At 57.2% G+C, this 22818-nt stretch carries 20 protein-coding genes; 11 read left to right on the forward strand and 9 right to left on the reverse strand.

Annotation, left to right across the window (positions count from 1 at the left end):
• Positions 1–46: 46 nt before the first annotated feature.
• Together PMI01S_RS21395 and PMI01S_RS21400 are read left to right on the forward strand one after the other, a co-directional pair.
• Positions 47–1552, forward strand: coding sequence for a sensor histidine kinase (locus tag PMI01S_RS21395; RefSeq protein ID WP_084322065.1), 1506 nt, complete (start codon positions 47–49; stop codon positions 1550–1552).
• On the forward strand, positions 1521–2951 hold the full coding sequence (locus PMI01S_RS21400) for a sigma-54-dependent transcriptional regulator (RefSeq protein ID WP_084322073.1): 1431 nt from the start codon (positions 1521–1523) through the stop codon (positions 2949–2951). The genes PMI01S_RS21395 and PMI01S_RS21400 overlap by 32 nt, the downstream gene beginning before the upstream one ends.
• Here the strand turns inward: PMI01S_RS21400 and PMI01S_RS21405 are convergent.
• The gene (locus tag PMI01S_RS21405) at positions 2942–3337 is read right to left on the reverse strand and encodes a hypothetical protein (RefSeq protein WP_084322075.1); all 396 of its coding nucleotides are present in this window, start codon (positions 3335–3337) and stop codon (positions 2942–2944) included. The genes PMI01S_RS21400 and PMI01S_RS21405 overlap by 10 nt on opposite strands.
• A gap of 170 nt (positions 3338–3507) precedes the next feature.
• Between PMI01S_RS21405 and PMI01S_RS21410 the strand changes: the two genes are divergently transcribed.
• The 8 genes from PMI01S_RS21410 to PMI01S_RS21440 all read left to right on the forward strand — a co-directional run bounded on the left by PMI01S_RS21410 (position 3508) and on the right by PMI01S_RS21440 (position 11150).
• Positions 3508–4314 (forward strand): class I SAM-dependent methyltransferase, encoded by an 807-nt coding sequence (locus PMI01S_RS21410; RefSeq protein WP_084322077.1) that lies wholly within the window; start codon positions 3508–3510, stop codon positions 4312–4314.
• A gap of 234 nt (positions 4315–4548) precedes the next feature.
• Positions 4549–5217, forward strand: a complete 669-nt coding sequence (locus PMI01S_RS21415) for an ABC transporter ATP-binding protein (protein WP_084322078.1) — start codon at positions 4549–4551, stop codon at positions 5215–5217.
• A 1-nt stretch (position 5218) separates the two neighbouring features.
• On the forward strand, positions 5219–7690 hold the full coding sequence (locus PMI01S_RS21420) for an FtsX-like permease family protein (protein ID WP_084322144.1): 2472 nt from the start codon (positions 5219–5221) through the stop codon (positions 7688–7690).
• Positions 7680–8747 (forward strand): lipocalin-like domain-containing protein, encoded by a 1068-nt coding sequence (locus tag PMI01S_RS21425; protein ID WP_084322079.1) that lies wholly within the window; start codon positions 7680–7682, stop codon positions 8745–8747. The genes PMI01S_RS21420 and PMI01S_RS21425 overlap by 11 nt, the downstream gene beginning before the upstream one ends.
• Positions 8748–8895: 148 nt before the next feature.
• Positions 8896–9138, forward strand: a complete 243-nt coding sequence (locus PMI01S_RS21430; protein ID WP_084322080.1) for a hypothetical protein — start codon at positions 8896–8898, stop codon at positions 9136–9138.
• Positions 9139–9149: 11 nt separating this feature from the next.
• The gene (locus PMI01S_RS31745) at positions 9150–9323 is read left to right on the forward strand and encodes a hypothetical protein (protein ID WP_167362924.1); all 174 of its coding nucleotides are present in this window, start codon (positions 9150–9152) and stop codon (positions 9321–9323) included.
• An 86-nt stretch (positions 9324–9409) separates the two neighbouring features.
• Positions 9410–9994: a hypothetical protein gene (locus PMI01S_RS21435; protein WP_084322081.1), complete on the forward strand. Its 585-nt coding sequence runs from the start codon at positions 9410–9412 to the stop codon at positions 9992–9994.
• A 334-nt stretch (positions 9995–10328) separates the two neighbouring features.
• A complete protein-coding gene (locus tag PMI01S_RS21440; RefSeq protein WP_084322082.1) occupies positions 10329–11150 on the forward strand; it encodes a VanW family protein in 822 nt (273 codons plus the stop codon).
• Between the two features lie 40 nt (positions 11151–11190).
• On the opposite strand, the gene PMI01S_RS21445 is transcribed toward PMI01S_RS21440, so the two are convergent.
• The 8 genes from PMI01S_RS21445 to PMI01S_RS21480 form a co-directional block, all read right to left on the reverse strand.
• Positions 11191–12264, reverse strand: coding sequence for a DUF6708 domain-containing protein (locus PMI01S_RS21445; protein WP_338061156.1), 1074 nt, complete (start codon positions 12262–12264; stop codon positions 11191–11193).
• Complete coding sequence (locus PMI01S_RS21450) at positions 12261–13364, reverse strand: DUF6708 domain-containing protein (protein WP_084322084.1); 1104 nt, start codon at positions 13362–13364, stop codon at positions 12261–12263. Before PMI01S_RS21450 ends, PMI01S_RS21445 begins: the two co-directional genes overlap by 4 nt.
• 27 nt (positions 13365–13391) lie before the next feature.
• Positions 13392–14384, reverse strand: a complete 993-nt coding sequence (locus PMI01S_RS32075) for a hypothetical protein (protein ID WP_235864416.1) — start codon at positions 14382–14384, stop codon at positions 13392–13394.
• A 79-nt stretch (positions 14385–14463) separates the two neighbouring features.
• Complete coding sequence (locus PMI01S_RS21460) at positions 14464–15558, reverse strand: DUF6708 domain-containing protein (RefSeq protein ID WP_338061157.1); 1095 nt, start codon at positions 15556–15558, stop codon at positions 14464–14466.
• A gap of 36 nt (positions 15559–15594) precedes the next feature.
• The gene (locus tag PMI01S_RS21465) at positions 15595–18915 is read right to left on the reverse strand and encodes a toxin VasX (RefSeq protein WP_084322089.1); all 3321 of its coding nucleotides are present in this window, start codon (positions 18913–18915) and stop codon (positions 15595–15597) included.
• Positions 18912–19811: a DUF4123 domain-containing protein gene (locus PMI01S_RS21470; RefSeq protein ID WP_084322091.1), complete on the reverse strand. Its 900-nt coding sequence runs from the start codon at positions 19809–19811 to the stop codon at positions 18912–18914. The genes PMI01S_RS21465 and PMI01S_RS21470 overlap by 4 nt, the downstream gene beginning before the upstream one ends.
• Positions 19804–21846 (reverse strand): type VI secretion system Vgr family protein, encoded by a 2043-nt coding sequence (locus PMI01S_RS21475; RefSeq protein ID WP_084322093.1) that lies wholly within the window; start codon positions 21844–21846, stop codon positions 19804–19806. Before PMI01S_RS21475 ends, PMI01S_RS21470 begins: the two co-directional genes overlap by 8 nt.
• Before the next feature lie 132 nt (positions 21847–21978).
• Entirely contained in the window at positions 21979–22494 is a 516-nt protein-coding gene (locus PMI01S_RS21480; protein ID WP_007948242.1) for an Hcp family type VI secretion system effector, read from the reverse strand.
• Positions 22495–22553: 59 nt separating this feature from the next.
• On the opposite strand from PMI01S_RS21480, the gene PMI01S_RS31755 reads away from it, so the two are divergent.
• Positions 22554–22721: a hypothetical protein gene (locus PMI01S_RS31755; RefSeq protein WP_159439529.1), complete on the forward strand. Its 168-nt coding sequence runs from the start codon at positions 22554–22556 to the stop codon at positions 22719–22721.
• Positions 22722–22818: the final 97 nt, after the last annotated feature.

The raw sequence follows: 22818 nt of genomic DNA on the forward strand, positions 1-22818 counted from the left end.
CGAAATGCCGCTGAAAAGGCTACATGCCAGCCACCAGGACCCGTCCATGCAGATACTCGAACAACCCAAGGTACCTGCACCGCCGAACACGCCGCCGAACACGCTGGCGGGAGATGCGGGCTGGCGGGGCCGCTTCAATCTGCTGCGCTGGTTTTCCATCGGCAGCTTTTTGATCATCGCCGCCGTGGCGTTGGGGCTGGGCTACATTTCCACGCGTTTCGTGGTCGAGGAGAGCATCGAACGCGATTCCATGCTGACCGCGCAATTCGTTCAGGCCATCGGTGACGCCGAAATCCGCCACGCATCGATCACCCCGAACAGAACCATGGGCGAAATGCTCGACCCGCGTCAGGACAACGCCTACCCCGATGTCAATCCGGGTGCTCGTGCCGCCTCGCGCAACGAGTTTCTCGATCATGTGGAACATCTGCCGGACGTCCTGCTGGCCACGGTATACGCGCTGGATCGTACCGTGGTGTGGTCGACCAACCCGGAGTTGATCGGCGTGCGAATTGAAGATGATGAGGAGCTGGACGAGTCTTTCGCGATGAAGGAAGCCGTGTCCACCAGCTACCACGAGATCGATGAAGAACGACCCGAGCAGAAACTGCTGCGCGAGCCGGAGTATCTGTTCATCGAAAACTATATTCCGATGTTCAATGCCGACAAGACCAAGGTCATCGCCATGGTCGAGGTCTACAAGGAGCCGGTTGATCTGGTTGCGCGCATCCAGCGCGGTTTCAAGTCGATATGGGTGGCGACCGTGCTTGGCGGTGTCGTCATCTACCTTGGGCTGTTCTGGATTGTGCAGCGTGCGGCCAAGCTGCTCGAGAGCCAGCAGAAACAGCTGATCGCCAACGAAACCTTCGTGGCTCTGGGGGAAATGTCCTCGGCGGTTGCCCACAGCTTGCGTAACCCGCTGGCAAATATTCGCTCCAGCGCCGAACTGGCCCAGGAGATCGCCAGCCAGAGCTCGCAGAAAAACATCGGCGACATCATCAGTCAGGTCGATCGCATGTCGCGCTGGGTTCGCGAGCTGCTGGTGTCGTTGCGGCCGATGACTGACGAGTATGAAACAGTGGATCTGGTGCTCGCCATTGACGATACCCTGAGTGCCTTCGACGCGCTGATCAACCGCTCCAATGTCGACGTTCGCTTCACCCCCAACGCCTGCCCGCCGGTCGTCAGCCAGCAGGTGTTGCTGACGCAGATTCTCAACAGCCTGTTTGCCAACGCCCTGGAAGCCATGCCCAAGGGCGGTGTGCTGAGCATCGAGATTGAGTCGCCGCAAACCGGGCATGTGCGCATGACCCTGAGCGATACCGGCAAGGGCATGACCAAACAGCAGCAGCAAATGGTCTTCAAACCGTTTTTCACCACCAAACAAGGCGGATTGGGCGTCGGCCTGGCCCTGGTCAAACGAATAATGGAACGCTTCGAGGGCTCGGTCGAACTGGCCAGTCAGGAGCGGCAAGGAACTCGCGTCAGTCTTAACTTTAAAGTGGCAACGGGAGGGGAATATGGGGCAGAGCATTCTGCTGGTCGAGGATGATGAACTCCTTGCCGAGAACATTCAGACCTATCTTGAGCTCAAGGACTTCGATGTCACGGTCTGCCACTCGGCTGAAGAGGCGCTGGAGCAAATGCGCATGTTCGCCCCGGACGTGGTATTGACCGACAACTCGCTACCGGGCATGAGCGGTCACAATCTGATCCAGAAGCTGCGCATCAGCGCGCCGGAGCTGAAAGTGATCATGATGACCGGCTATGGCAATGTCGAAGACGCCGTGGTGGCGATGAAAGAGGGCGCGTTCCATTACGTCACCAAGCCGGTGGCGCTGCCGGAACTCAAGCTGTTGCTGGACAAGGCCCTGGCTACCGACCGGATGGAGCGAACGCTGTCGTTCTATCAGGAACGCGAAGCGCAGAAATCGGGGGTGCAGGCGTTGATCGGCGAATCGGGGCCTATGCTCTATCTCAAAGGCACTATTGCGCAGTTGCTCGACGCCGAGCGCCGGATGGCCAACACCGATCTGCCGCCCGTGCTGGTGGAGGGCGAGACCGGCACCGGCAAGGAGCTGGTGGCCCGCGCGCTGCATTTTGACGGTCCGCGTGCCAAGGGGCCGTTCATTGAATTCAACTGCGCATCGATCCCTTCCAACCTGGTGGAGTCGGAGCTGTTCGGCCATGAGAAGGGCGCGTTCACCGACGCCAAGGACCGTCGCGTTGGCCTGGTCGAAGCGGCCGATGGCGGAACATTGTTTCTTGATGAAGTGGGTGAAATGGACCTGCTGCTGCAGGCCAAACTGCTGAAGCTGATCGAAGACCGGACCATTCGCCGGGTCGGTTCGGTGAAAGAGCGCAAGGTCAATTTGCGGGTGATCAGCGCCACCAACTGCAACCTCGAGCAAATGGTCCAGCAGGGCAAGTTTCGCCGCGACCTGTTTTTCCGCCTGCGGATCATTTCGATCAAGGTGCCGCGCCTGTACGTCCGCGGTGAAGACATCCTGCTACTGGCCCGGCATTTCCTGGCGATCCACGGCAAACGCTATGGCAAACCGAACCTGTATTTCAGCGATCAGGCCGAAGAATTGCTGCTCGGCTATAGCTGGCCGGGCAACGTGCGCGAATTGCGCAACATGCTCGAACAAACCGTGCTGCTGGCCCAGAGCGACACCATCGCCGCCCACCAGTTGAACGTCTGCCTGAGCCTGGTGGATGAACCGCCGGCGATGCCGGAGGCGCAACCACACAGCGAACCACGTCCGGTCTACAACGGCAACGAGTCGATGAACCTGCCGGAAGTGGAACGCGACATGGTGCGCAAGATGCTCGACCGGACCGACTGGAATGTCACCAAGTCCGCACGGCTGCTGGGCCTGAGCCGCGACATGCTGCGTTACCGGATCGAAAAACTCGGCCTCGCGCGCCCGGACAAACGTCAATGGTAAACGGGCGTCGCCAGGCCCTGGCGACTGAGGCAGGCCAGCAGGCACGAGGGGTCGACGACTTCTTCGTTCACGTAGACACCGCGTTCCGGATCGTAGGAGCGGATGAACACCCGGACGGTGGCATCCGCGACCGTCGGCAACCGTGAGTCGGAGAACTCATGCTGGCTGGCGATCGGGATGAAATCCAGAGGAGGTGTCGGGATGTAAGAGCGCGGCGGTACCGTGCTCAGGGTCGGCGGAACGGGGTGGGCGAACGGCTGGTTTTCGCCGTAATAGTTGAACTCGCTGCTGTACTCGGACGTGGGTACAAGGCTGTCTTGCGCGTGAACGCCGTTGGCGGCGGTCAGGCAGAGGGCGAACAACAACGGCAGATGGGTGTGTTTCATGGCAGTACCTGCGAAATCGGTTTTCCCGCATTTCCCCAAGGTCATTAACTATAGCTGCCGGATGTGGGCGATGCCTGGCTTACAAGATTCCAACAAACGCCACGTGGGTTTTTCAATAACGCTGATCTAGACTCGGCCGGTCTGATAAAACCCGAGTTCTGGAGTGTGCAATGGAAATGCCGTCAAATGAAAAGGCCATCGCCAGCAACCGCGATGCCTGGAATGACTCCGCCCGACACCACAAAGACAATCCTGAATGGCCCTCGCTTCTGACGGCGGTCACTCAAGGCGATTTTTGCTGCATCGACGACACCTTGCGCGGTGTGCTGGAACAGGTCGGCGTAGACGGCAAGGACGTTGTGCAACTGGGCTGTAACAACGGTCGGGAAAGTCTTTCACTGTTTGCATTGGGTGCCCGCAGCGTCGTGGGTGTTGATCAGTCCGAGGCGTTTCTCGATCAGGCGCGGGAGCTGGCGACGCGTTCGCCGCACGCACCTGAATTCATCGAGGCCGACATCCACCATCTGCCGAGGGAACTGCATGAGCGGTTCGATGTGGCGCTGATCACCATCGGCGTCCTGAACTGGATGCCGGACATCGGCGAATTTTTCCGCCACGTCGCACAAACCCTCAAGCCCGGTGGTGCACTGGTGGTGTACGAAACCCACCCGTTTCTGGAAATGTTCGACCCCGAAGCCGCCGACCCGTATGGCTTGGCCAGTTCATACTTTCGCAGCGAGCCATTCGTGCAGGATCAACCGATCGTCTACGAAGGCAAGGTCGAGCAGCCCGCCGCGACGTCTTACTGGTTCGTCCATACGCTGGGCGAGATCTTCACTGGCGCCATCGAGGCGGGATTGCAGATCAGCCACTTCAAGGAGTATCCGCATTCCAATCGTGAGGAGCTTTATGACCGCTATCAGAAGCAAGCGGCGCAGTTACCGTTGTGTTTTACATGGGTGGGGGTGAAGCGCTGAGACCGAGTCGGCTCCTGCAAAAATCAACAACACCGCTGTACCTGTAGGAGCGTGGCTTGCGCGCGAAGAGGCCGGCCCATTCACCGCACATGCAAAGGCCTTCACCACCGCGCCCAATCACCTGATCACCTTTGCAGGATCAGCTCGTCGGCGCAGAAGGACCGCAATCCCCAACGGACAAAACCCATCCCGGCCCGCTATCCTTTGCCCCACGCCCCTCAAACAGGTTCACCCATGCTTCAGGTCCAAGGCGTCTACAAAAGCTACGCCACCCCGCAAGGTCCGTTGCCGGTATTGCAAGGTGTCGATCTGACGCTGAAACCCGGCAGCAGCCTGGCGCTGATGGGCGAGTCGGGCAGCGGCAAAAGCACCTTGCTGCACTTGATCGCGGGGTTGGACAAGGTCGATCGCGGCAGCATCCGCAGTGGTGAACATCAGCTTGAACGGATGAGTGAGGGCCAACTGGCGAACTGGCGGCGGACTGAAATCGGTCTGGTGTTCCAGCAGTTCAACCTGATCGGCAGTTTGCGCGTGGAGGACAATCTGGCGTTTCAGGCGCGGCTGGCCGGGCGGCACGATTCGCGCTGGCAGGCGCATCTGGTGCAGCGTCTGGGGTTGGGGGATTTGCTGCGGCGTTATCCGGAGCAGTTGTCCGGCGGTCAACAGCAGCGGGTCGCACTGGGGCGGGCGCTTGCGTCGCAACCCAAACTGCTGCTGGCCGACGAACCCACCGGCAGCCTCGATGAAACCACCAGCGATGAAGTGCTGAAGTTGTTGCTGGAGCTGCTCGACGACAGCCCCACGACGTTGTTGATGGTCACTCACAGCCCAAGAGTGGCGGCGCGACTGGCCGAGAAAGTGGTGTTGCACCGTGGTCGTCTGGCTGGCGCGGACGAGCGCTGAGGTGCGGGTTTTTCGCGAAACGATGCGGGCGCTGCTCAGCCATTGGCGGCAGCACCCGGTGCAGTTTTTCAGTGTGCTGACCGGGCTCTGGCTCGCCACCAGTCTGTTGACCGGCGTGCAGGCGCTGAACAGCCAGGCGCGGGAAAGTTATGCGCGGGCCAGTCAGTTGATCGGCGGCGAACCCCAGGCCAGCCTCAGTGCGCCGGGTGGCGGGACGTTTTCCCAGGCCTTGTTTGTCGAACTTCGCCGTTCAGGTTGGCCAGTGTCGCCGGTGCTGCAAGGGCGAGTCACGCTCAAGGGCCATGAAGATCAGCGCTTGCAGCTGATGGGCATCGAGCCGGTGTCGCTACCGACCGGTGCGGCGGTGGCCGGGCAGGCGATGGAGATCGAGCAGATTGTCGGGTTCTTCAGTCCGCCGGGCAGCACCTGGATTTCGCCGCAGACCTTGCAAACGTTGGGGATGCGCGAAGGCGAGCAGCCTTTGAGTTTGAGCGGTACGGCATTGCCACCGTTGCACGTTCAAGCCGACATGGCCCCTGGTGTATTGCTGGTGGATATCGGCTTCGCTCAACAGATTCTGGGGCTACCGGATCAACTGTCACGGTTACTGTTGCCCAAGGATTTCACCAGAACGTTGCCTGATCAGTACAAAGGCCATCTCCAATTAAAAACCAGCGGCGAAGAAAACAATCTTTCGCGCCTCACCGAAAGCTTTCACCTGAACCTCGATGCCCTGGGTTTTCTGTCCTTCGTGGTCGGCCTGTTCATTGTCCATGCCGCCATCGGACTGGCGTTGGAACAACGTCGAGGGCTGCTGCGAACCTTGCGCGCCTGCGGGGTCAGCGCTCGAATGTTGATCGCTTGCCTCGCTGTTGAACTGGGTGGTCTGGCGATGATCGGGGGCCTGGCAGGCGTCGCCAGCGGCTACCTGCTGGCCAGTGTGCTGCTGCCAGACGTCGCCGCCAGTCTGCGCGGGTTGTACGGCGCCGAAGTGGCGGGGCAGTTGAGCCTCAGCCCTTGGTGGTGGCTCGGCGGTGTTGGCCTGAGTCTGCTCGGCGCGTTGCTGGCCGGTGCCAACAGCCTGTTGCGGGCGGCGCGTTTGCCATTGCTGGCCCTGGCCGATCCGCAAGCCTGGCATCAGGCCCACGCGCGCTGGTTGCGGCGACAGGGTTGGGTTGCAGCGATTTCGGGCGTGATCGCACTGCTGGCGCTAATCTTTGGCGACAGCCTGGCCAGTGGATTCCTGCTGATGGCCGCGCTGCTGATCGGCGCGGCACTGGCGCTGCCGGTGATGCTCGATACGGTGCTGAACCTGGTACTGCAGCGCAGCCGTTCGGTGCTCGGTCAATGGTTTCTCGCCGACTGCCGTCAGCAATTGCCGGCCCTGAGCCTGGCGTTGATGGCGCTGTTGTTGGCACTGGCGGCGAACATCGGCGCCGGCAGCATGACCGCCGGTTTTCGTCAGACCTTCAGCGGCTGGCTCGAACAACGGCTGACCGCCGAGCTGTACGTGAACCCGCAAAACCCGGCCCAGGCCAGAGAACTGCAGAGCTGGCTCAAACAGCAACCCTCACTCAGCGCGGTGCTGCCCAGCTGGCAAGTGTCGATCCAGTTGCAGGGCTGGCCAGCGGACGTGTTCGGCGTGATCGATCACCCGACGTACCGCCAGCACTGGCCGTTGCTGGAAGCCTTGGGCGACAACCCATGGGACCGACTGGCCAAGGACGACGCGCTGATGCTCAGCGAGCAACTGGCCCGGCGCCTGAAGGTGCGCCTCGGCGACCACCTCACGCTGCCCACGCCAACCGGCCCGTGGTCGCCGCGAATCGTCGGGATCTACGCCGACTACGGCAATCCGAAGGGCCACATCCTGGTCAACGTCGACCACCTGCTGCGCGGCTGGCCGCAACTGACACCGAACCGCTTTAACCTGCGCATCGAGCCGCCGCTGATCCCGGCGTTCCTCAAATCGTTGCAAACACGCTTCGCCCTGGACGACAGTCGCATCATCGATCAGGCCCGGCTCAAAGGCTGGTCCACGCAAGTGTTCGAACGCACCTTCGCCGCCACCGCCGCGCTGAACAGCCTGACCCTGGGCGTCGCGGGCGTGGCGCTGTTCATCAGCCTGCTGACCCAGAGCCAAAGCCGTCTCGGACAACTCGCACCGTTGTGGGCGTTGGGCGTGACGCGCCAGCAATTGATGCTGCTCAACCTCGGGCAAACCTGGTTGCTGGCGGTGCTGACGCTGGTCCTCGCGTTGCCGCTGGGCATCGCACTGGCGTGGTGCCTGGACACGGTGATCAACGTTCAGGCGTTCGGCTGGCGCCTGCCGTTGCGGTTGTTCCCGCTGCAGCTGGCGCAGTTGATGGGGCTGGCGTTGCTGGCGACCTTGCTGGCGTCGGCGTGGCCGTTGTACTCGCTGTATCGCTCGCAACCGGCGGATCTGCTGAGGACCTTTGCTCATGAGGATTAAACTCGGCGCATGGTTGCTGATGCTGCTGTTGAGCGGCTGCGACGACTCGGCGCCGGTTGATAAAGGCTTTGCCGGTCTTGGCGGTGAGGCCGCTATATTTACACCGGTGGTGCCCGGTCGGGTGTTCAGCTTTCCGGCGGATCACGGCCCTCACGATGGATTTCGCATCGAATGGTGGTACGTCACCGCCAATCTCAAGGACGATCAGGGGCGCGAGTTCGGTGTGCAATGGACGTTGTTTCGCAGTGCCTTGAAAGCCACGCCCGAAGTGGCAGGTTGGGCTAACCAGACGATCTGGCTGGGCCATGCAGCCGTGACCTCGGCGACGGTGCATCACGCGGCTGAACGCTACGCCCGTGGCGGCGTCGGGCAGGCCGGGGTGAGCGTGCAGCCGTTCAATGCGTGGATCGACGATTGGCGGTTCAGCAGTCAGGGTGCCGATGCGCTGTCGGACCTTCAACTCAGCGCCCGCGACAAGCTTTTCAGCTACCAACTGCGGCTCACGTCCACGCGTCCGCCGGTACTGCAAGGCGAAAAGGGCTTCAGCCAGAAATCCGAACAGGGCCAGGCGTCGTACTACTACAGCCAGCCGTTTTTTCAGGCCAGCGGTACGCTGGAGGTCGACGGCAAGACTTATCAGGTCAGTGGCCCGGCGTGGCTCGATCGAGAGTGGAGCAGCCAGCCGTTGACCGCGAACCAGAGCGGTTGGGACTGGTTTTCGCTGCACCTGGACAGCGGCGAACAGGTCATGCTGTACCGCATGCGGCAGAAGAACGGCGAGCCGTATCTCACCGGCACCTGGATCGACGCCCAGGGCCAGACACAGTTACTGCATGCCTCCGACATCCGCCTCACACCGCAAGACACCGCCACCGTCGCCGGGCGCTCAATGCCCGTGCGTTGGTCGATCAACATCCCCGCCAGACACCTCGACATCACCATCAATGCGCTCAACCCCAATGCCTGGATGGATTTGCGCATTCCGTACTGGGAAGGCCCCGTACGTCTGAGCGGCAGTCACGCGGGGCAGGGCTATCTGGAAATGACCGGTTATTAAGATCAAAGGATCGCAGGCTTCGCCAGCTCCTACGGGAGATCGCGCCACTGTAGGCGCTGGCGAAGCCTGCGATTTTCTGATCTTGAATCCACAGGAACTACGACCATCGCCCGGCCCTCTACCGTACGAACGCCAACCGGAGCCCGCCATGAGCGACGACCTCAAACCCCCCGACCTTGCCGCGTGGCAGCGCCTGTTCGAGGACAATGCCTACTGGCAGCAATCCCCTGACGCCCATTACACCGAGCTGCTGCGCGTGGCCGACGATCTGTTGGGGCAGGGCGCCATCGACCTCGACCAGTGGCTGGCCCTGAAAGCCAAGGCCGATCAATCCCACAAAGACTCGCCTGCCGTGAACGTCGCCCACGAGGTCGACGACCCCGACGCCTGAGGAGAACCATCATGAACCGCCAACCGCCTGACACCTCGGAACATCCCGACGAACCGCGTCCACCCGGAGAAGTCGAGCGCGACAACGACGCCCTGCGCCCCACTGATCCGACTCGCCGCAAGGACAGCGGCAAAGGCACCGACAGCGGCGAATCCACCGCGCAGGAGACGGCGGAAAATCGCTGAACAGCGTCTATGCTCAGTGGCACGGACGGCGCTGAGTCTCGGTTCAGAGCCGTCCGCTGCCATTCATCACAGGGAACGTAGCGCTTATGAAACTTCATGCACTGACCAAAGCCATCACCCTCGCCACCGTATTGTCTGCTGCCAGTTTCAGCGTCATGGCAGCGGATATCCCGCTGTCTGTCGCCGTGGAAGCCGATCAGGTCACGACCAAAGTCCTGGCCGTCGACGCCGCCAAGCACCAAGTTGTCCTTGAAGGTGCCGAAGGCCGCCAGGTTCATGTCCAGCTCAGCGACAAGGCCGAGAATCTGGGCAACCTGAAGGTCGGGGATCAGGTCAAAGTCGAAGTGATCCGCTCGGTGGCGGCCTACCTCGATACCGATGTCGACAAAGGATTGCCTGGCTCCATCGAGCGCACCGGCGAAATCCGCGCAACAAAAGACAATCCCAGCCCGGGCGGTGAAGCGTTCCGTCAGGTACAGGTTCAGCTGAAAATCACCGACATCGACCTGAAGAAAAACCAGGTCACTTTCGAGAACCCGGCGGGCCAGTCGAAAACCGTCAACGTCGAGAAACCTGAAGTTCAGAAAAAACTGAAGGACTTGAAAGTGGGACAAAGCGTTGTCGTCACTTACACCGATGTATTGAAAGTGACCACTCAACGCGAAAGTTGAGTATTGACTCTATAGTGCCGATTGTTCTTGTATAACTTTTTGTACAAGAATAATCGGCTTTTATGGTCGAACTGGTGAGTTTGGTGGGAGTATGTAAGTTATATTTTGTATGACATTCAATCATTGTTCGATAAATTTCATGTTATATGCGCGGACTTATTCAAAGAGTTCCACTAAAATACTTTCCGTTCGCCCAGTGGCAGGGCTCTTTACCGGTGCATGGATTGCCAAGGCCATTACACTGGGCGAACACCTTCTTCGGGCGTGCTGATCCGTTAAGATACGCAGCATTTTCAGATCAAGGACGAAAACGGCTGCCGCCGTTCTGACACGGATGAAACCACTCTCCCTTTATCACCCGGCTCTCTACTGGCTGCGCGTGTGGCAAAAAAGACTGTTCCGCCAACTGGCCTGGCGCTTCTCCCGCAAGCATTACGCCCGCCCGAAAGACGCCTTTGAGCGTTTGCCGTTCCGCTACCTCAAACACACCTCCAAACTGATCCGCAAACTCGGCAACTCCGACCTTGCCCTGCAACACAACAAAGTCGTGAACCTGAAACTGGCCGTGGCTTCGATAGACGGCGTTGTCATCGGGCCTGGCGAATACTTTTCCTTCTGCCGCCTCGTCGGCCGACCGACCCGAAAACGTGGTTATGTCGAAGGCATGGAACTGTCATTTGGTGAAGCGCGCTGCGGCGTCGGTGGCGGGATTTGTCAGCTGAGCAACCTGATTCACTGGATGGCGATTCACTCGCCGCTGGTGGTGATTGAGCGATCGAATCACAGCTTCGATCCGTTTCCGGATGAGGGGCGGGTACTGCCCTTCGGTTCCGGGGCAGCGATCTTTTACAACTACATCGACCTGGTATTGCATAACCCGACGGATCGGCACTTTCAGCTGAAGTTGAAGGTGGGCGAGCAGCAGTTGGAAGGGGAGTTGTTGTGCGATCAGGTGCGGGAGTTTTGGTATCACGTTTATCAACGTGGGCATCGGTTTGTGCGTGAGGGGGAGCGGGTGTTTCGGGAGAATGAGATCTGGCGGGAGATAAGGAGTAAGGGGCAGGAGAGTCGGGTGTTGGAGAGTGCGCGGCTTTATAAGAATCGGGTGTTGGTTAAGTATGAGGTTGGGGAGGAGGTGTTTGAGGTGGGGGGATAAAAAATGGGCGATCAATCAGATCGCCCGTTTTTTTTGGGTTTTATTCGGGGGTTATCCTGGTTTCGAAATACGCACTAAAGCTCTTCCCTTGGGCGAAGGCCTTTTCGATTTTGGCGCTTTGTATATTCAACTCAGCACTTGGCTTCTCCCATTGCTCGGGTGGCAAGGGCCGGGACCAGTCTGAAATCGAGTCAGGCAGGCTTTTCATGCTGTAGCCATGATCCCACTCGGCGACCCAGTACGGGAATCGCCACCAGGTCATTACATGGGACAGATACCAGCAGCCAACACCCAGCGCTGAGCGCTCGTTGTGCCGGTACTCCTCGTGCATATCTGCACGTTCCTGATCGAAGGTATGGCGGCCTTCGTAAGGCGCATTGCCGGGGCAGTATTGCGGTCCCTTTTCCATATAAACGCGGATCGCTTCCCACGTGCCCAACCCATGTATGGGTGTCGCCACACCTTGATTCACAAAATGGACTTTGTCGGCCTTAGGGTCGTCGAAGGCCATGCCGAAGGTGTAAGTGCTCATTGTGCCTACGCCGGTTGAACCGGTGCTGACGGAGAGCCAGGAGACCAGTTTTTCCCATGGCTGGATGACGGGTTCGTCGGAGTTGTTGGGGAAGAAGCAGACTTCGCGGCGTTGGCGGTTGAAGCGGATGGGGCGGGTTTTGGATTTATCGAGGGTGGTACTGATCACAACATACAGTCCTAAAACTGCTGCGCCAGCTGCTCCCCAAGCGCCGATGGCAGCGCCAGTGGGGAAAAACTCAATGAAAATGTTTATAAATGTTCGGCCGTAGGGATCACCGATACTCATCAAACCTGCGATGAAAGGTCCCACTATCAAACTTACAATCAGCAAGAGCATTACACTCGCGATCATTACTCTGGTTTGGAAAGCCTTATTAAAGTTGCTACTACCCACATCGAGATAAGTATCGTTGACGTCGAGAAAGCTTCCATCCAAGTCCATTGGCGTCTGCCCGGTAGGAATCGGTAATGGTGAGAAGAACACCGCCTCGCCAGTGGCAAACCGTCGGGACTCGCCAGTAACAGGGCGCTGATTGCTCAAGTCCCGCCAATCACCGGGCTGTTTGATCTCTGCATTCATAATGCCGAGCTACCTGCTGACTTTTTCGCCTCTGTTTTACTTAAGTTTGCGTTGAAGTACGTCATGAAATCCTGTCCTTGAGCAAAGGCTTTTTCGATCTTCACACTTTGCTCTTTTAAAGCTTGGCTTGGCTTCGCCCACTGCTCAGGCGGAAGAGGTTTAGACCACTCAGAAATGGATTCAGGTAGAGATTTCATGCTGAATCGATGGTCCCACTCCGCTACCCAGTACGGAAAACGCCACCAGGTGATCAGGTGTGTCAGGTACCACCAACCAACTCCTAAAGCGGAACGTTCGTTGTGCTGGTATTCCTCGTGCATGTCTTGTCGTTCTTTATCGAAAGTGTGGCGACCCTCGTAGGGTGCTTTGCCAGGGCAATACTCCGGACCTTTTTCCATGTAGACACGTATGGCTTCCCACTTACCCAAGCCATGAGCAGGAGTCATAACGCCTTGTCTCACAAAGTGCACTACGTCCGTTTTGGAGTCGTCGAACGCCATACCAAAGGTATAGGCGATTGTCACTCCCACTCCAGTAACACCTGTACTGATTGAGAGCCAAGATACTGTCTCTTCCCATGGTTGAATGACGGGGATGTCAGAACCTTCGGGGAAGAAACAGACTTCACGACGTTGGCGGTTGAATCGAATTGGACGGGTGCGTGACTTCGCTCTGGTAGTGCTCAAGATAACGTAAGTACCCAGAAGCGCAGCTATTCTTCCTCCCCAAATACTAAAGGTCACACCGAAATGGAACATGCCTGCTGCTCTGTCCCCAAAGGACTCGGAAAATGGATTTCCCCAGGTAGTAGATCCTGCAAGCAAAGGCAGAACAATCAGGCATGAAAAAATGAACATCATACCGAGCCCAATCATTGCTCTAGCTTGGAAAGCCTTGCCGAAATTACTACTGCCTACGTCAAGGAATGTGTCATTCACCTCAACAAAGCTTCCGCCAAGATCCATGAGGATTTGCCCGGTGGGAACCGGCAGTGGAGATAGGAACAATGCTTCGCCAGTGGGGAACCGACGAGTTGCCCCAGCGACAGGGCGCTGCTGTTGAATATCGAACTCATCGTACTGCGCAGAGGTAGGTGTCATACAGGATAACCATAAAGTGGATTCGGCCTAGGACGCGTCCACTGCAGGCTCTTTATCCGGTTCGGCAAATTTCACCTTGAAATAATCCAACAGGTTCTGGCCTTTGGCGAAGGCCTTCCGGATTTCGGCGCTCTCCTTGAGCAACGCTTCGCTCGGCATAGCGTGTTGCTCGAGGGGGAGAGGTTTTGACCATTCCAGGACTTCTTTAGGGAAGGCGGCTTTGGGGCGGTTGTTGATCCAGGCTGCGATGTAACAAGGTATCGTCCAGCCACTGAAAAACTGAATTATCAAAAACCCCCAGATATACCGAAGGAATGAATGATGAGAACGGTATCCCTGTCTACACATATGGAAATACGCGACTGATCCTGCTTCGAATTCATCTGATTGCCCCATGGGTAATGCTTGAGGCCCTTCTTCCATATAGACGCGTATAGCCTCCCACTCAGCTATGGCTTGGTTCAAGTTTCCACTAGGAACACTGGCCCAAAGCACGTCGCCATTTTTGTCGCGAAGTCCGATCATTAGTTTGAACTCTGGGATTACAGCATATTGAGTCATCAGCTTGCTAACTGAAACGCTCGCGATTACTTCTTCCCAAGGCACATAACGAGGGGATATTCCCTTCTTGGGAACAAAAATAACTTCCCGACGCTGGCAATTAAAGCGTATGGGAGGTTGATTGCTGGCTTGGCGAATTGCAAAGAAAAATACGCAAAGGTAAAGAGTGGCAAGCGCGCCCACAAAACCCCAAACCGCAATGCTTGTAAAGAAATCCAGCCAACTACTCCAAAACGGTTCTACGTCTCTTCTTAGCCAAGACCCAAACCCCGTTGTAAAAAAAAGAAAAATCAACAGGAACATCACTGCGCCAATTCCTGCTCGGGCCATAAACTCAAAACTTCCTCGAGAAAGGGCAAAGTCTAAGAAAACTTCATTGGCATAGCTGTGCAGTTGGCGCGCACTGAAAGGCAGCACTCCAGTAGGAACGGGCATAGGTGACAGATAGGCAATCTCCAAGCCAGATTCGCTTTCAAAGTCTCCGGCATGAGGTAGTCAACCATATTTATGCATCAACGACGCGGCTCATGATTTCCATTCAGTTATTGACCGATTCTTCTGTATTGCTTTTGTTTAGATTCGCCTTGAAATACGTCATGAAATCCTGTCCTTGAGCAAAGGCTTTTTCGATCTTCGCGCTTTGCTCTTTCAGAGCGGCACTTGGTTTGACCCATTGTTCAAAGGGTAACGGTTTGGACCACTCAGCAATGGATTCAGGTAGAGATTTCATGCTGAACCGATGGTCCCATTCCGCTACCCAGTACGGAAAGCGCCACCAGGTGATCAGGTGTGTCAGGTACCACCAACCAACTCCTAAAGCGGAACGTTCGTTGTGCTGGTATTCCTCGTGCATGTCTTGTCGTTCTTTATCGAAGGTGTGGCGACCCTCGTACGGTGCTTTGCCAGGGCAAAACTCCGGTCCTTTTTCCATGTAGACCCGTATGGCTTCCCATTTGCCTAGTCCATGAACAGGAGTCATGACCTCCTGTGTAAGAAAGTGCACCGTATCGGCCTTGGGATTATCTATGGCCATACCAAAGGTGTAGCTACTGATTACGCCTACTCCGGTGAATCCGGTGCTGACTGAGATCCACGCAACCGTGTCTTCCCAAGGCTGGATCACGGGTTCATCGGAGTCGTTCGGGAAGTAACAGACCTCTCGGCGTTGACGGTTAAATCGGATGGGACGGGTGCGGGCTTTGCTTCTTGTGGTGCTGATAATCGCGTACAGGCCAATCAGCGCCGCTCCCCCTCCACACCAGAGCGCTAGTGATAGCCCGAACTCAAAAAAATCGTTGAAGTAAAACCAAAAGCTTCTGCCGAATGGATTTATGAATGCTGCGAAGCCCATCAAGGTTGGGAGAACAAATAAACAAACGATAACTACGACTGTCGGGAGTGACACCGCTAATCGTGCTTGGAAAGACTTGGTGAGATTGCTGCTGCCCAAGTCCAGATAGGTGTCGTTGACTTCAACAAAACTACCGCCGAGATCCATTGGAATTTGCCCGGTAGGAACTGGCAGCGGTGAGAAAAATAATGCTTCACCTGTGGCGAAACGACGAGTTTCCCCTGCCGTGGGACGGTGATTTTTGAGGTCAAGTTCGACTTGCTGTTCAGGTTTGGATGGCATGCAATTCAACCGAAGAAATGTAGGCGGGTTAGGCAACTACAGGGAGTCGCTAGTTACTAGCAACCAAGGAGCATCCGTGGTACGCGTCCTTAATACAGACACTGATTGGAGGAGTTTGACATTTTGCGCGTTTAGGGTCGTGGTTTCGAACCGCTTCTCTCGGAAAGATTTATCACCGGCTACGGGGTGGTAGCGTAAAACGACGGCAAGGCCATGCTGGGCGTTAGCTTCGTGTTGGAATATTTCCAAGCCAAGCTTGAGAGGTTCGCCCGGGGCACCTATCAGATTGAGTTGATAAAGCAATGGTTCGCTCCACGCTTCCCAGTCATTGCGCTGATGGTTAGTTAGCCAGTAAGCACTGAGGCCGAGACTGACATCTTCCAGATCATTGGCTGTCATCCCCGGCACGCTCAAGACGGCCATGGGCTTGCTGTTTACTTGTTGTAGGGCTATCTGCGGAGTGGCAGTAATATTTGCTAACATCAAACGCTCCTCCGCAAGACTTCGGTTTGCGCTCTGCTTGCCCCAAGGACCTTTAAGCAGCCATTTATCCAGTTCGGTCTTATTATTACGGTTGTATAGCCATTCACCACCTAACTGGAGTCCTGTCAGGACTAGGCCAATCAGGTTTGCCCGTGCCGCGACGCTGAGCAATTTACCGCCTGCCGTAACCCACGCAAGAGCGCGCGCTTGGCTTACGTTCGTCATAGCTTCAAACGTGTATTGAACAGTTCGTGCGGTCGCCCAGCCATTGACAACTAGTTGGCCGGAGTCCCCAGCCAGCGTCATGCTAGCCCCAGCTAGCTTGGCGCCATCGCCTGACCGTAGAGCTTCGGTCCACCTCGCGGCAGACCCTTTTTCACCGTACAAACCGGTGCCTGCGGCAATAGCACTAAAAAGGTATGAAAACGGGCCCAATACTCCTGTGATTTTGCCTAATTTGGCGGCTAATTTGATTTTACCTGCGGCACTCGCATAGTTTTCAATTGCGACAGAAAGGCCGGTAATGGCAATTCCTTGTGCTGCAGCAATAGTCCCCCCAATCATTGAAAAAAGAGCATTTGCTACAGCCAACTTATCGGAGAAGTCCGCCTCTTTTTTTCTGGAAAATTCGCTATAAACAGTCGCAAAGCTGATGATTTGCAAAACCGCTGCAGCTGAAGAAAACAAATCCCCTCCAGCTGATGCAAAAACCGCCTTGCTTATTCCTTTGGAAGGACGCTTAAGCCGATAGTCATCGGCCATCCGCTCAAACTCAAGCACCTGAGCATTGTTAAGCCCTTTGATCTTGAAGGCAGCCTTGCCCGGTCCGTCACCAACAGGACTCATGGCCTGAGCTACCCGCCCTTCAAGTGGAGCGACAGTCTGTTGAATGGCTTTGCGGCGAGAGACCAAAGTTTTGTAACCGCCTTTTGGTGACCTGCCTTTACGTTCGTCGGCCAGGGTTTGCCGAATCTGATTTTTCAGCGAGGTCATTTGCTGGCGAAGATCTGTCAGTTTGGCTATATCAGCTTTGAACGTGGCAATTTGATTCGCAGAGGCAAACTCCAACGTAATACCTCCCTTACCGAAGGCTCGAAGAACATCTATCCAGGCCGAGCCAGGAATTCGGCGCAATACTTTTGCTGGATCTAGCGGCTGGCCACTGCGTAGCGCTTGCATGGCCTCATCTAGCGCTCCTGCCAGGCGCAATTGCTTTGCCGGCTCATACGCCGTGTCGCGCAACTGACCGAGGACAATGCCGTTTTCACTCAATTGCATTGCTGCTGCGAGATTCTGCGTGAGCAAATTGCCAAATTTTCCGCTGAGTGCCTGCGCACCCTGATAGTCGTCCTTGGCCATATAGGTATCGCGCAGGGACTTGATGAACGATGTGACCTTTGCGTGCATGTCCTTCTGATCAGTCAAGCTCAATGTGAAGAAGGTTGGTACGGTAAAACCCGGCTGTTTCTCGATCAGATCGGCAAGCTTTTCAGTCGCTTTATCTGTCCGGCAAATGTCTCTCATACAGGCATATTCAGTAGCGAGAGTTGTGTCCAGTTGATCGCCAAATTTGGGATCGAAATACCAGGCTGAGCGTTGGAAGCGTTCTTCACTGATCAGATTTGCGCGATCGTCACTGATCAGGTCCAGCCGTTTGTTCCAACGACTGAGTTGGGCGCGTTGCTGTTTCAGAAAGGCTTCCATAGCGGGCCGATCAATCAGATCGTTGATGCCCTGTTGTCCCATTTTCGCGCCGTCGAGCGCGTCATCCGCATTGTCTTCGATAGTCTCGATCAGGTCTTCGTACTTGGAATGCAAAGGTCCAAGACTCGTACGCATCCGTGACTTTGAAGCTGCGATAGCTCCACGATGCGTACCAGCACCTGAATACTGGGTTTGATTTTTAACGTTCACGTAGTCGACGATGGATTGCCGTTGCTCTTCGCTCGTTTCGTCCTTGAGTTTGGCAAAACGTGGGTCGCCTTGGGCGGCATTCAGAATGGTTTCGCCGGTTACGGTGTACAACGATTCAATGTAGCAACCAAACACATACTTCTTTTGATTGGCCTCAGCGTCGCTCCAGTCGCTGATCCAGCCAGTGACCAAATCCTGATGCTCAGCAAGATCGCGCAGTACACCTAGGTCATCCTGTAGGACCAAGTACAGATGGTCACGCTCGTTTTCTGCCTTGACTTGCTTTTTGAGCGCGCCCAACTGAGTTTTCTTGAAGTGCGACGCTTGCTCCCAGAGATAGTCTTTGCTTTCCTCAGGCTTGGCACCCGTAACCGCCGGCTCCTTACTCGGCTGCTCTGCAACCTCCGCAATCCACTTTTCCGCCTGACTCGGCGTCAGCAGATTAGCCGCGCCTTTCTCCGGATCAGCCTTGGTCAGGTCCACCGCCTGCATGAAGTATTCACGCTCGGACTTGTGCTTGATGACCTGCGCGCATTTGGCGGCGGTCCATTGCACTTCGGAGTAGTTGACGTAGAGCTTGCTTAAACGCGGGAAGACCAGCACGGCTTCGCCCACGTTGCTTTCGCGTTTGTTGGCGGTGATTTCGCCTTTTTCCCACAGCAGTTGGGTCACGATGCCGTTCTGGATGCGGTATTCGTGCATGACGGCTTGAGGTTTTTTGTCGACGATGACGTAGAGCCAGCCGTCGCGGATCAAGCGAATGCCCAATGGGCGGGAAGTGGTTTTGTACGGCATTGCCAGTGCGCTGGATGGGTCGAGTCGTTCGACCAGGCCGTAGCGCAGAGGGATGAGCTGGATCTTGGCCTTCATCAGGGAGCAGCCGCCCATGGCGCACTTACCGTCATCCTGGCTTTTTGCAACGTTGTTCGGGCTTTTGCCGGCCGATGTGGGCGTGGTCATCCTTGGCTCCTGTGCAGGGTTTCAGCCCGTTCCTGGGCAATATCAGCGACCCGTTCGAGTCGCTGAGCGGGCGTTTGTTCCGACGGGGTCTTGAGTATTGCATCCAGGTCCGGATGCTCCTCCAGCGCTCGCTCGCCGAGGAACCCGTGAATGTTGGCGTAAAGAGTGATGTCGAGTTCGGTGTTGAAGCCGCGATCGTACGAGGTCGATGCCAATGCGTGCAGGTGTTCCCGGCGCTGCAACGGCATCGATTGTGCCTGATAGGACGGAAAGTATTCGTGCATGTGTTGGTCGAGGCGCAGGACGATGCTGCGAAAATTCACTTCGTCCAGTTGGCTGAGTTGCTCGTCGCTCAAGCGGTAGCGTTTGCTGTGGTTGGGCTCGGGGGCTTTGCCCGGTCGCTGGTTGATGTGCCAGCAGCCCAGCGCCGCGTCGGCGGCGACGATCTGCGAGCAAGGTCCGAACAGGGTAGGGTCCTTGATCCTCTCGGCGTGGCTGAGCAATGCGTGGGCCACGGCAGGGTCGGCGACGCGCAGCAGGACTTCTTCACCCTGAGGGTGCATGACGCTGGTCAGCCAGCGGAAATGCTCGACCATTTGCGCCCAGGGTTGATCGCTGAACACCAGGTAACCCCACTCCTGGCGGGGTTCAGCCAGAAACTTCGCGAGGATGGGATTGTTCTGGGTGTTTATCTGGACAAGGCATGGCGAAACGTCGCCCAACTCAGCCCATTGCGTGCCGAGGTAGAGAGGCTCGAAAACCGGATCGTCCGACCATTGATAAAGGTGCTGGGGCAGTTTTTCGACGCTGACGCCGTCCAGCAGCAATCCGACGGAGCCATTCCACGGCAATCCTTGAGGCAATCCGTTTTCCAGTGGCCAATCGGACTTAAGCATTTTGCGCCTCCAGCTTGGCCTTTTCGCAGATCGCGCAGATCGGCTTCTTCTGCATCAACGCTTGTCGCTGTGCCGGCACCAACAATTGCCCGGCTTTATCCGCATCCGCCTGCTTCAACGGCCCCGGCAACAACGGCGCCGCCCCCGTTCCGCTGCCCGGCCCGCCACCGGAGTTCATGTTGATCACCGGCCCGCTCAGGGTCACGCCGCCCGCATCGATCTTGATGAAGCTGCCGCCACCGATCAGGGTCAATTCACTGCCCGCTTCCAGCACCACTTTCATGCCGCTGCTCAGGTGGATTTCCTGGCCCGCGTCGATGAATTGCCCGGTGCCGATCTTGATGTGCTGGTTCACGCCCACGGTCAGGTGGTCGTTGGCGCGGGCTTCGACTTTGCGGTCTTCATAAACGGTGTGGTGTTCTTCGGCCTTGAATTCGCTGTAGCTGTTCTTCTCGACGGTGTCGTGGCGTTCGTTGCCGACGCGGATTTTCTGGTCGTGCTCGACGTTTTCATCCCAGTCGCGCTGGGCGTGGAGGAAGATCTGTTCCTGGCCTTTCTTGTCTTCGATGCGCAGTTCGTTGAAGCCTGCGCCGCCCGGTGAGCTGAGGGTTTTGAAGGTGGTGCGGGTCTTGTTCGCCGGCAGGGCGTACGGGACGACGTTTTCCTTGTGGTACAGGCAGCCGCTGATCAGCGGCTGGTCGGGGTCGCCTTCGAGAAAGGTGACGAGCACTTCCATGCCGATTCGCGGGATGGCGATGCCGCCGTAGTGCGCGCCGGCCCAGGCGGAGGAGACGCGCAGCCAGCAGCTGGTCTTGTCGTCGGCCTGGCCTTCGCGGTCCCAGTGGAATTGCACTTTGACGCGGCCGTACTGGTCGCAGTGGATTTCTTCACCTTTGGGGCCGGTGACCACGGCGCTCTGGCTGCCGAGGATGCGCGGTTTTTTCTGCGTCAGCGGCGGCCGATTCGGAACGTCCCACGGCGTGGCCTGGAAGCGGTTGCGATAACCCTGGTGGAAATCGTCTTTCAGGTGGGTGGTGCTGCTGGTGACCGACTCTTCCAGCACTTGCGGCTGCTTGCCTTCGTGCAGGACTTCGGTCAGCAGCCACAGGTCGTTCCATTTGGCTTTCGGGTGTTGGGTCAGGGCCAGGAAATGGCCGCTGACCAGCAACGGCTGATCGCTTTTGCCTTCGGCCAGCTGGAAGTCGCTGCGGTGGCGTTCGAGGGCGCGTTTGGCCAGGTGCTTGCCGCGTTCGCGGTCGATGAAGCGGCCGGGATAGTCATAGTCTTCGAGGTCGGGCAGGGCGTCGCCACGGTTTTCACTTTCGAGGGTGATGCGCGGTTTTTCGAAGTCGTAGTCGCGGCGGGTGATACGGCTGGTGCGGGTTTCCAGGCGCAGGTCGAAGCGCTTGATCACCGGGTCGGTGGCGACCATGCCGGAGTCTTGCTGATAGGCCACGGGGGCGAGCTTCGGGAACACCGTCTGGTCATCGCCGAACACCAGTTTGTGGGCCGTGGCGCTGTGCTGGAAGTGGTAGTGGATACCTTCTTCCTCGCACAGGCGCTGGACGAATTGCAGGTCCGATTCATCGTATTGAACGCAGTAGATGCGCTCGGGATAAATCGCCCCGACTTTGAATTCGTAGGCATTGCTCTGGATGCCGTGCTCTTCGAGGACCATGCCGATGATTTTCGGCACCGTCAGGTTCTGGAAGATGCGCTGGTTGATGCGATGCGCGAGGTAGGACAGTTGCGGGCGCAGGGTCACCGCGTAGCGGGTCAGGCGTTTGCCGGAATCACCCTGGGCGGCGCGATAGATCTGGCCATGGATGCCGCTGCCGTCGGGCGAGAGCTGCAAAAAGGCGGGTTTGTGCAGCAGGCTTTCGAGGTCCAGGGACGGCTTTTCGCTGACCAGTTCCACCTCAAACACAAACGGCTGGCTGATGGCTTCCCGACCTTGCAGGGAAAGCACCTGGAAGTCGTTGGAAAGACCTTCGATGGTCAGGGCAAAGTGAGTCTGATTGGCCGGCGCGAACATCCCTTGTTCCTCGTGCAGTGCTGCGGCGTTCGCCGGCACCCGTGCAGGGAGCTTGCGGACGCGAAAATTCTGGAAGGGCGTAAACAACATCGACCAGCAGAGCTGGCCGATGCTTTAGACGGTCGACCTGGATCAGGCCACCGGCAGACGCCAGTCATCGGAACCCGAAGTACCGGATACTTCGTGGGTCCAGGTGATTTTGCGGTAGGTGAATTGCACTTCTTCCAGGTGCGTGAAGTGCGAGTTCGACGGATCCTGGCAGTTGTGCATTTTGTTGTTGATGGCGACGATGATCGCGTCTTCCAGTTTGGTGGTGTAGTAGTGCTCTTGGGTACCTTGAGCCGAAGTGCGGTACCACTGGATAACGATTTCGCTCATGCGCTCGCCGGAGGTCAAAGCGGCCTGCAGCAGTGGCGAAGACTTGTCGTATACCTTGGTGATCACGACTGGCTTGTGTACGCGCTGACCGGTCGGTTGGCCGGATTGCGGGTCACGCGGGATGATCACGTCGTGGCTGAAAGCCTGAACCATGACCTGGTCTTCGTGACCTTCCTGGTAGGTGTTGCCAACCGAGTCGGCGGTGAATGCGCCGGCAGTGATCAGACCTTGTTTTTCGCCAGTGACGGACATGTACGCTGGTGTTGCCATGGATGCTCTCCTTGCTGAATAAGTGAGGTGCCCGGGAGGCGATATCGCCCGGTGGGTGCATGACTGTTATCAAGGTCCGTGCCAGAAACATCGAAAGCCATATAAATCAGGGCTTTGCAGTGAGTTTTTGGTCGCTGGAAGGATTGCCGGCAACGTTCACCCCGCAATGTGCGCAAGAACTTGCGCAGCACTGCGCAACTTCTTGCGCACCGGGCTGGAAGGCCTGACAAACCGGGCGTTCAGCGCTGAAGCAGCGCGTCTCGCCGTATCGATTGCGCAACTTCTTGCGCATCAAGGCGGTTAGCCATCACTTCAGAGCACCGG

Source organism: Pseudomonas migulae NBRC 103157 (assembly GCF_002091715.1).
In the GTDB taxonomy this organism is placed as follows: domain Bacteria; phylum Pseudomonadota; class Gammaproteobacteria; order Pseudomonadales; family Pseudomonadaceae; genus Aquipseudomonas; species Aquipseudomonas migulae_A.

Coding starts and splice junctions, on each gene's coding strand:
- PMI01S_RS21430 (WP_084322080.1), top strand. CDS start 8,896: ATGAGCGACGACCTCAAACCCCCCGACCTTGCCGCGTGGCAGCGCCTG.
- PMI01S_RS21470 (WP_084322091.1), bottom strand. CDS start 19,811: ATGCTTAAGTCCGATTGGCCACTGGAAAACGGATTGCCTCAAGGATTG.
- PMI01S_RS21435 (WP_084322081.1), top strand. CDS start 9,410: ATGAAACTTCATGCACTGACCAAAGCCATCACCCTCGCCACCGTATTG.
- PMI01S_RS21460 (WP_338061157.1), bottom strand. CDS start 15,558: ATGCCATCCAAACCTGAACAGCAAGTCGAACTTGACCTCAAAAATCAC.
- PMI01S_RS31755 (WP_159439529.1), top strand. CDS start 22,554: ATGACTGTTATCAAGGTCCGTGCCAGAAACATCGAAAGCCATATAAAT.
- PMI01S_RS21400 (WP_084322073.1), top strand. CDS start 1,521: ATGGGGCAGAGCATTCTGCTGGTCGAGGATGATGAACTCCTTGCCGAG.
- PMI01S_RS21395 (WP_084322065.1), top strand. CDS start 47: ATGCAGATACTCGAACAACCCAAGGTACCTGCACCGCCGAACACGCCG.
- PMI01S_RS21440 (WP_084322082.1), top strand. CDS start 10,329: ATGAAACCACTCTCCCTTTATCACCCGGCTCTCTACTGGCTGCGCGTG.
- PMI01S_RS21480 (WP_007948242.1), bottom strand. CDS start 22,494: ATGGCAACACCAGCGTACATGTCCGTCACTGGCGAAAAACAAGGTCTG.
- PMI01S_RS21475 (WP_084322093.1), bottom strand. CDS start 21,846: ATGTTCGCGCCGGCCAATCAGACTCACTTTGCCCTGACCATCGAAGGT.
- PMI01S_RS31745 (WP_167362924.1), top strand. CDS start 9,150: ATGAACCGCCAACCGCCTGACACCTCGGAACATCCCGACGAACCGCGT.
- PMI01S_RS21415 (WP_084322078.1), top strand. CDS start 4,549: ATGCTTCAGGTCCAAGGCGTCTACAAAAGCTACGCCACCCCGCAAGGT.
- PMI01S_RS21450 (WP_084322084.1), bottom strand. CDS start 13,364: ATGACACCTACCTCTGCGCAGTACGATGAGTTCGATATTCAACAGCAG.
- PMI01S_RS21445 (WP_338061156.1), bottom strand. CDS start 12,264: ATGAATGCAGAGATCAAACAGCCCGGTGATTGGCGGGACTTGAGCAAT.
- PMI01S_RS21410 (WP_084322077.1), top strand. CDS start 3,508: ATGGAAATGCCGTCAAATGAAAAGGCCATCGCCAGCAACCGCGATGCC.
- PMI01S_RS21465 (WP_084322089.1), bottom strand. CDS start 18,915: ATGACCACGCCCACATCGGCCGGCAAAAGCCCGAACAACGTTGCAAAA.
- PMI01S_RS21405 (WP_084322075.1), bottom strand. CDS start 3,337: ATGAAACACACCCATCTGCCGTTGTTGTTCGCCCTCTGCCTGACCGCC.
- PMI01S_RS21425 (WP_084322079.1), top strand. CDS start 7,680: ATGAGGATTAAACTCGGCGCATGGTTGCTGATGCTGCTGTTGAGCGGC.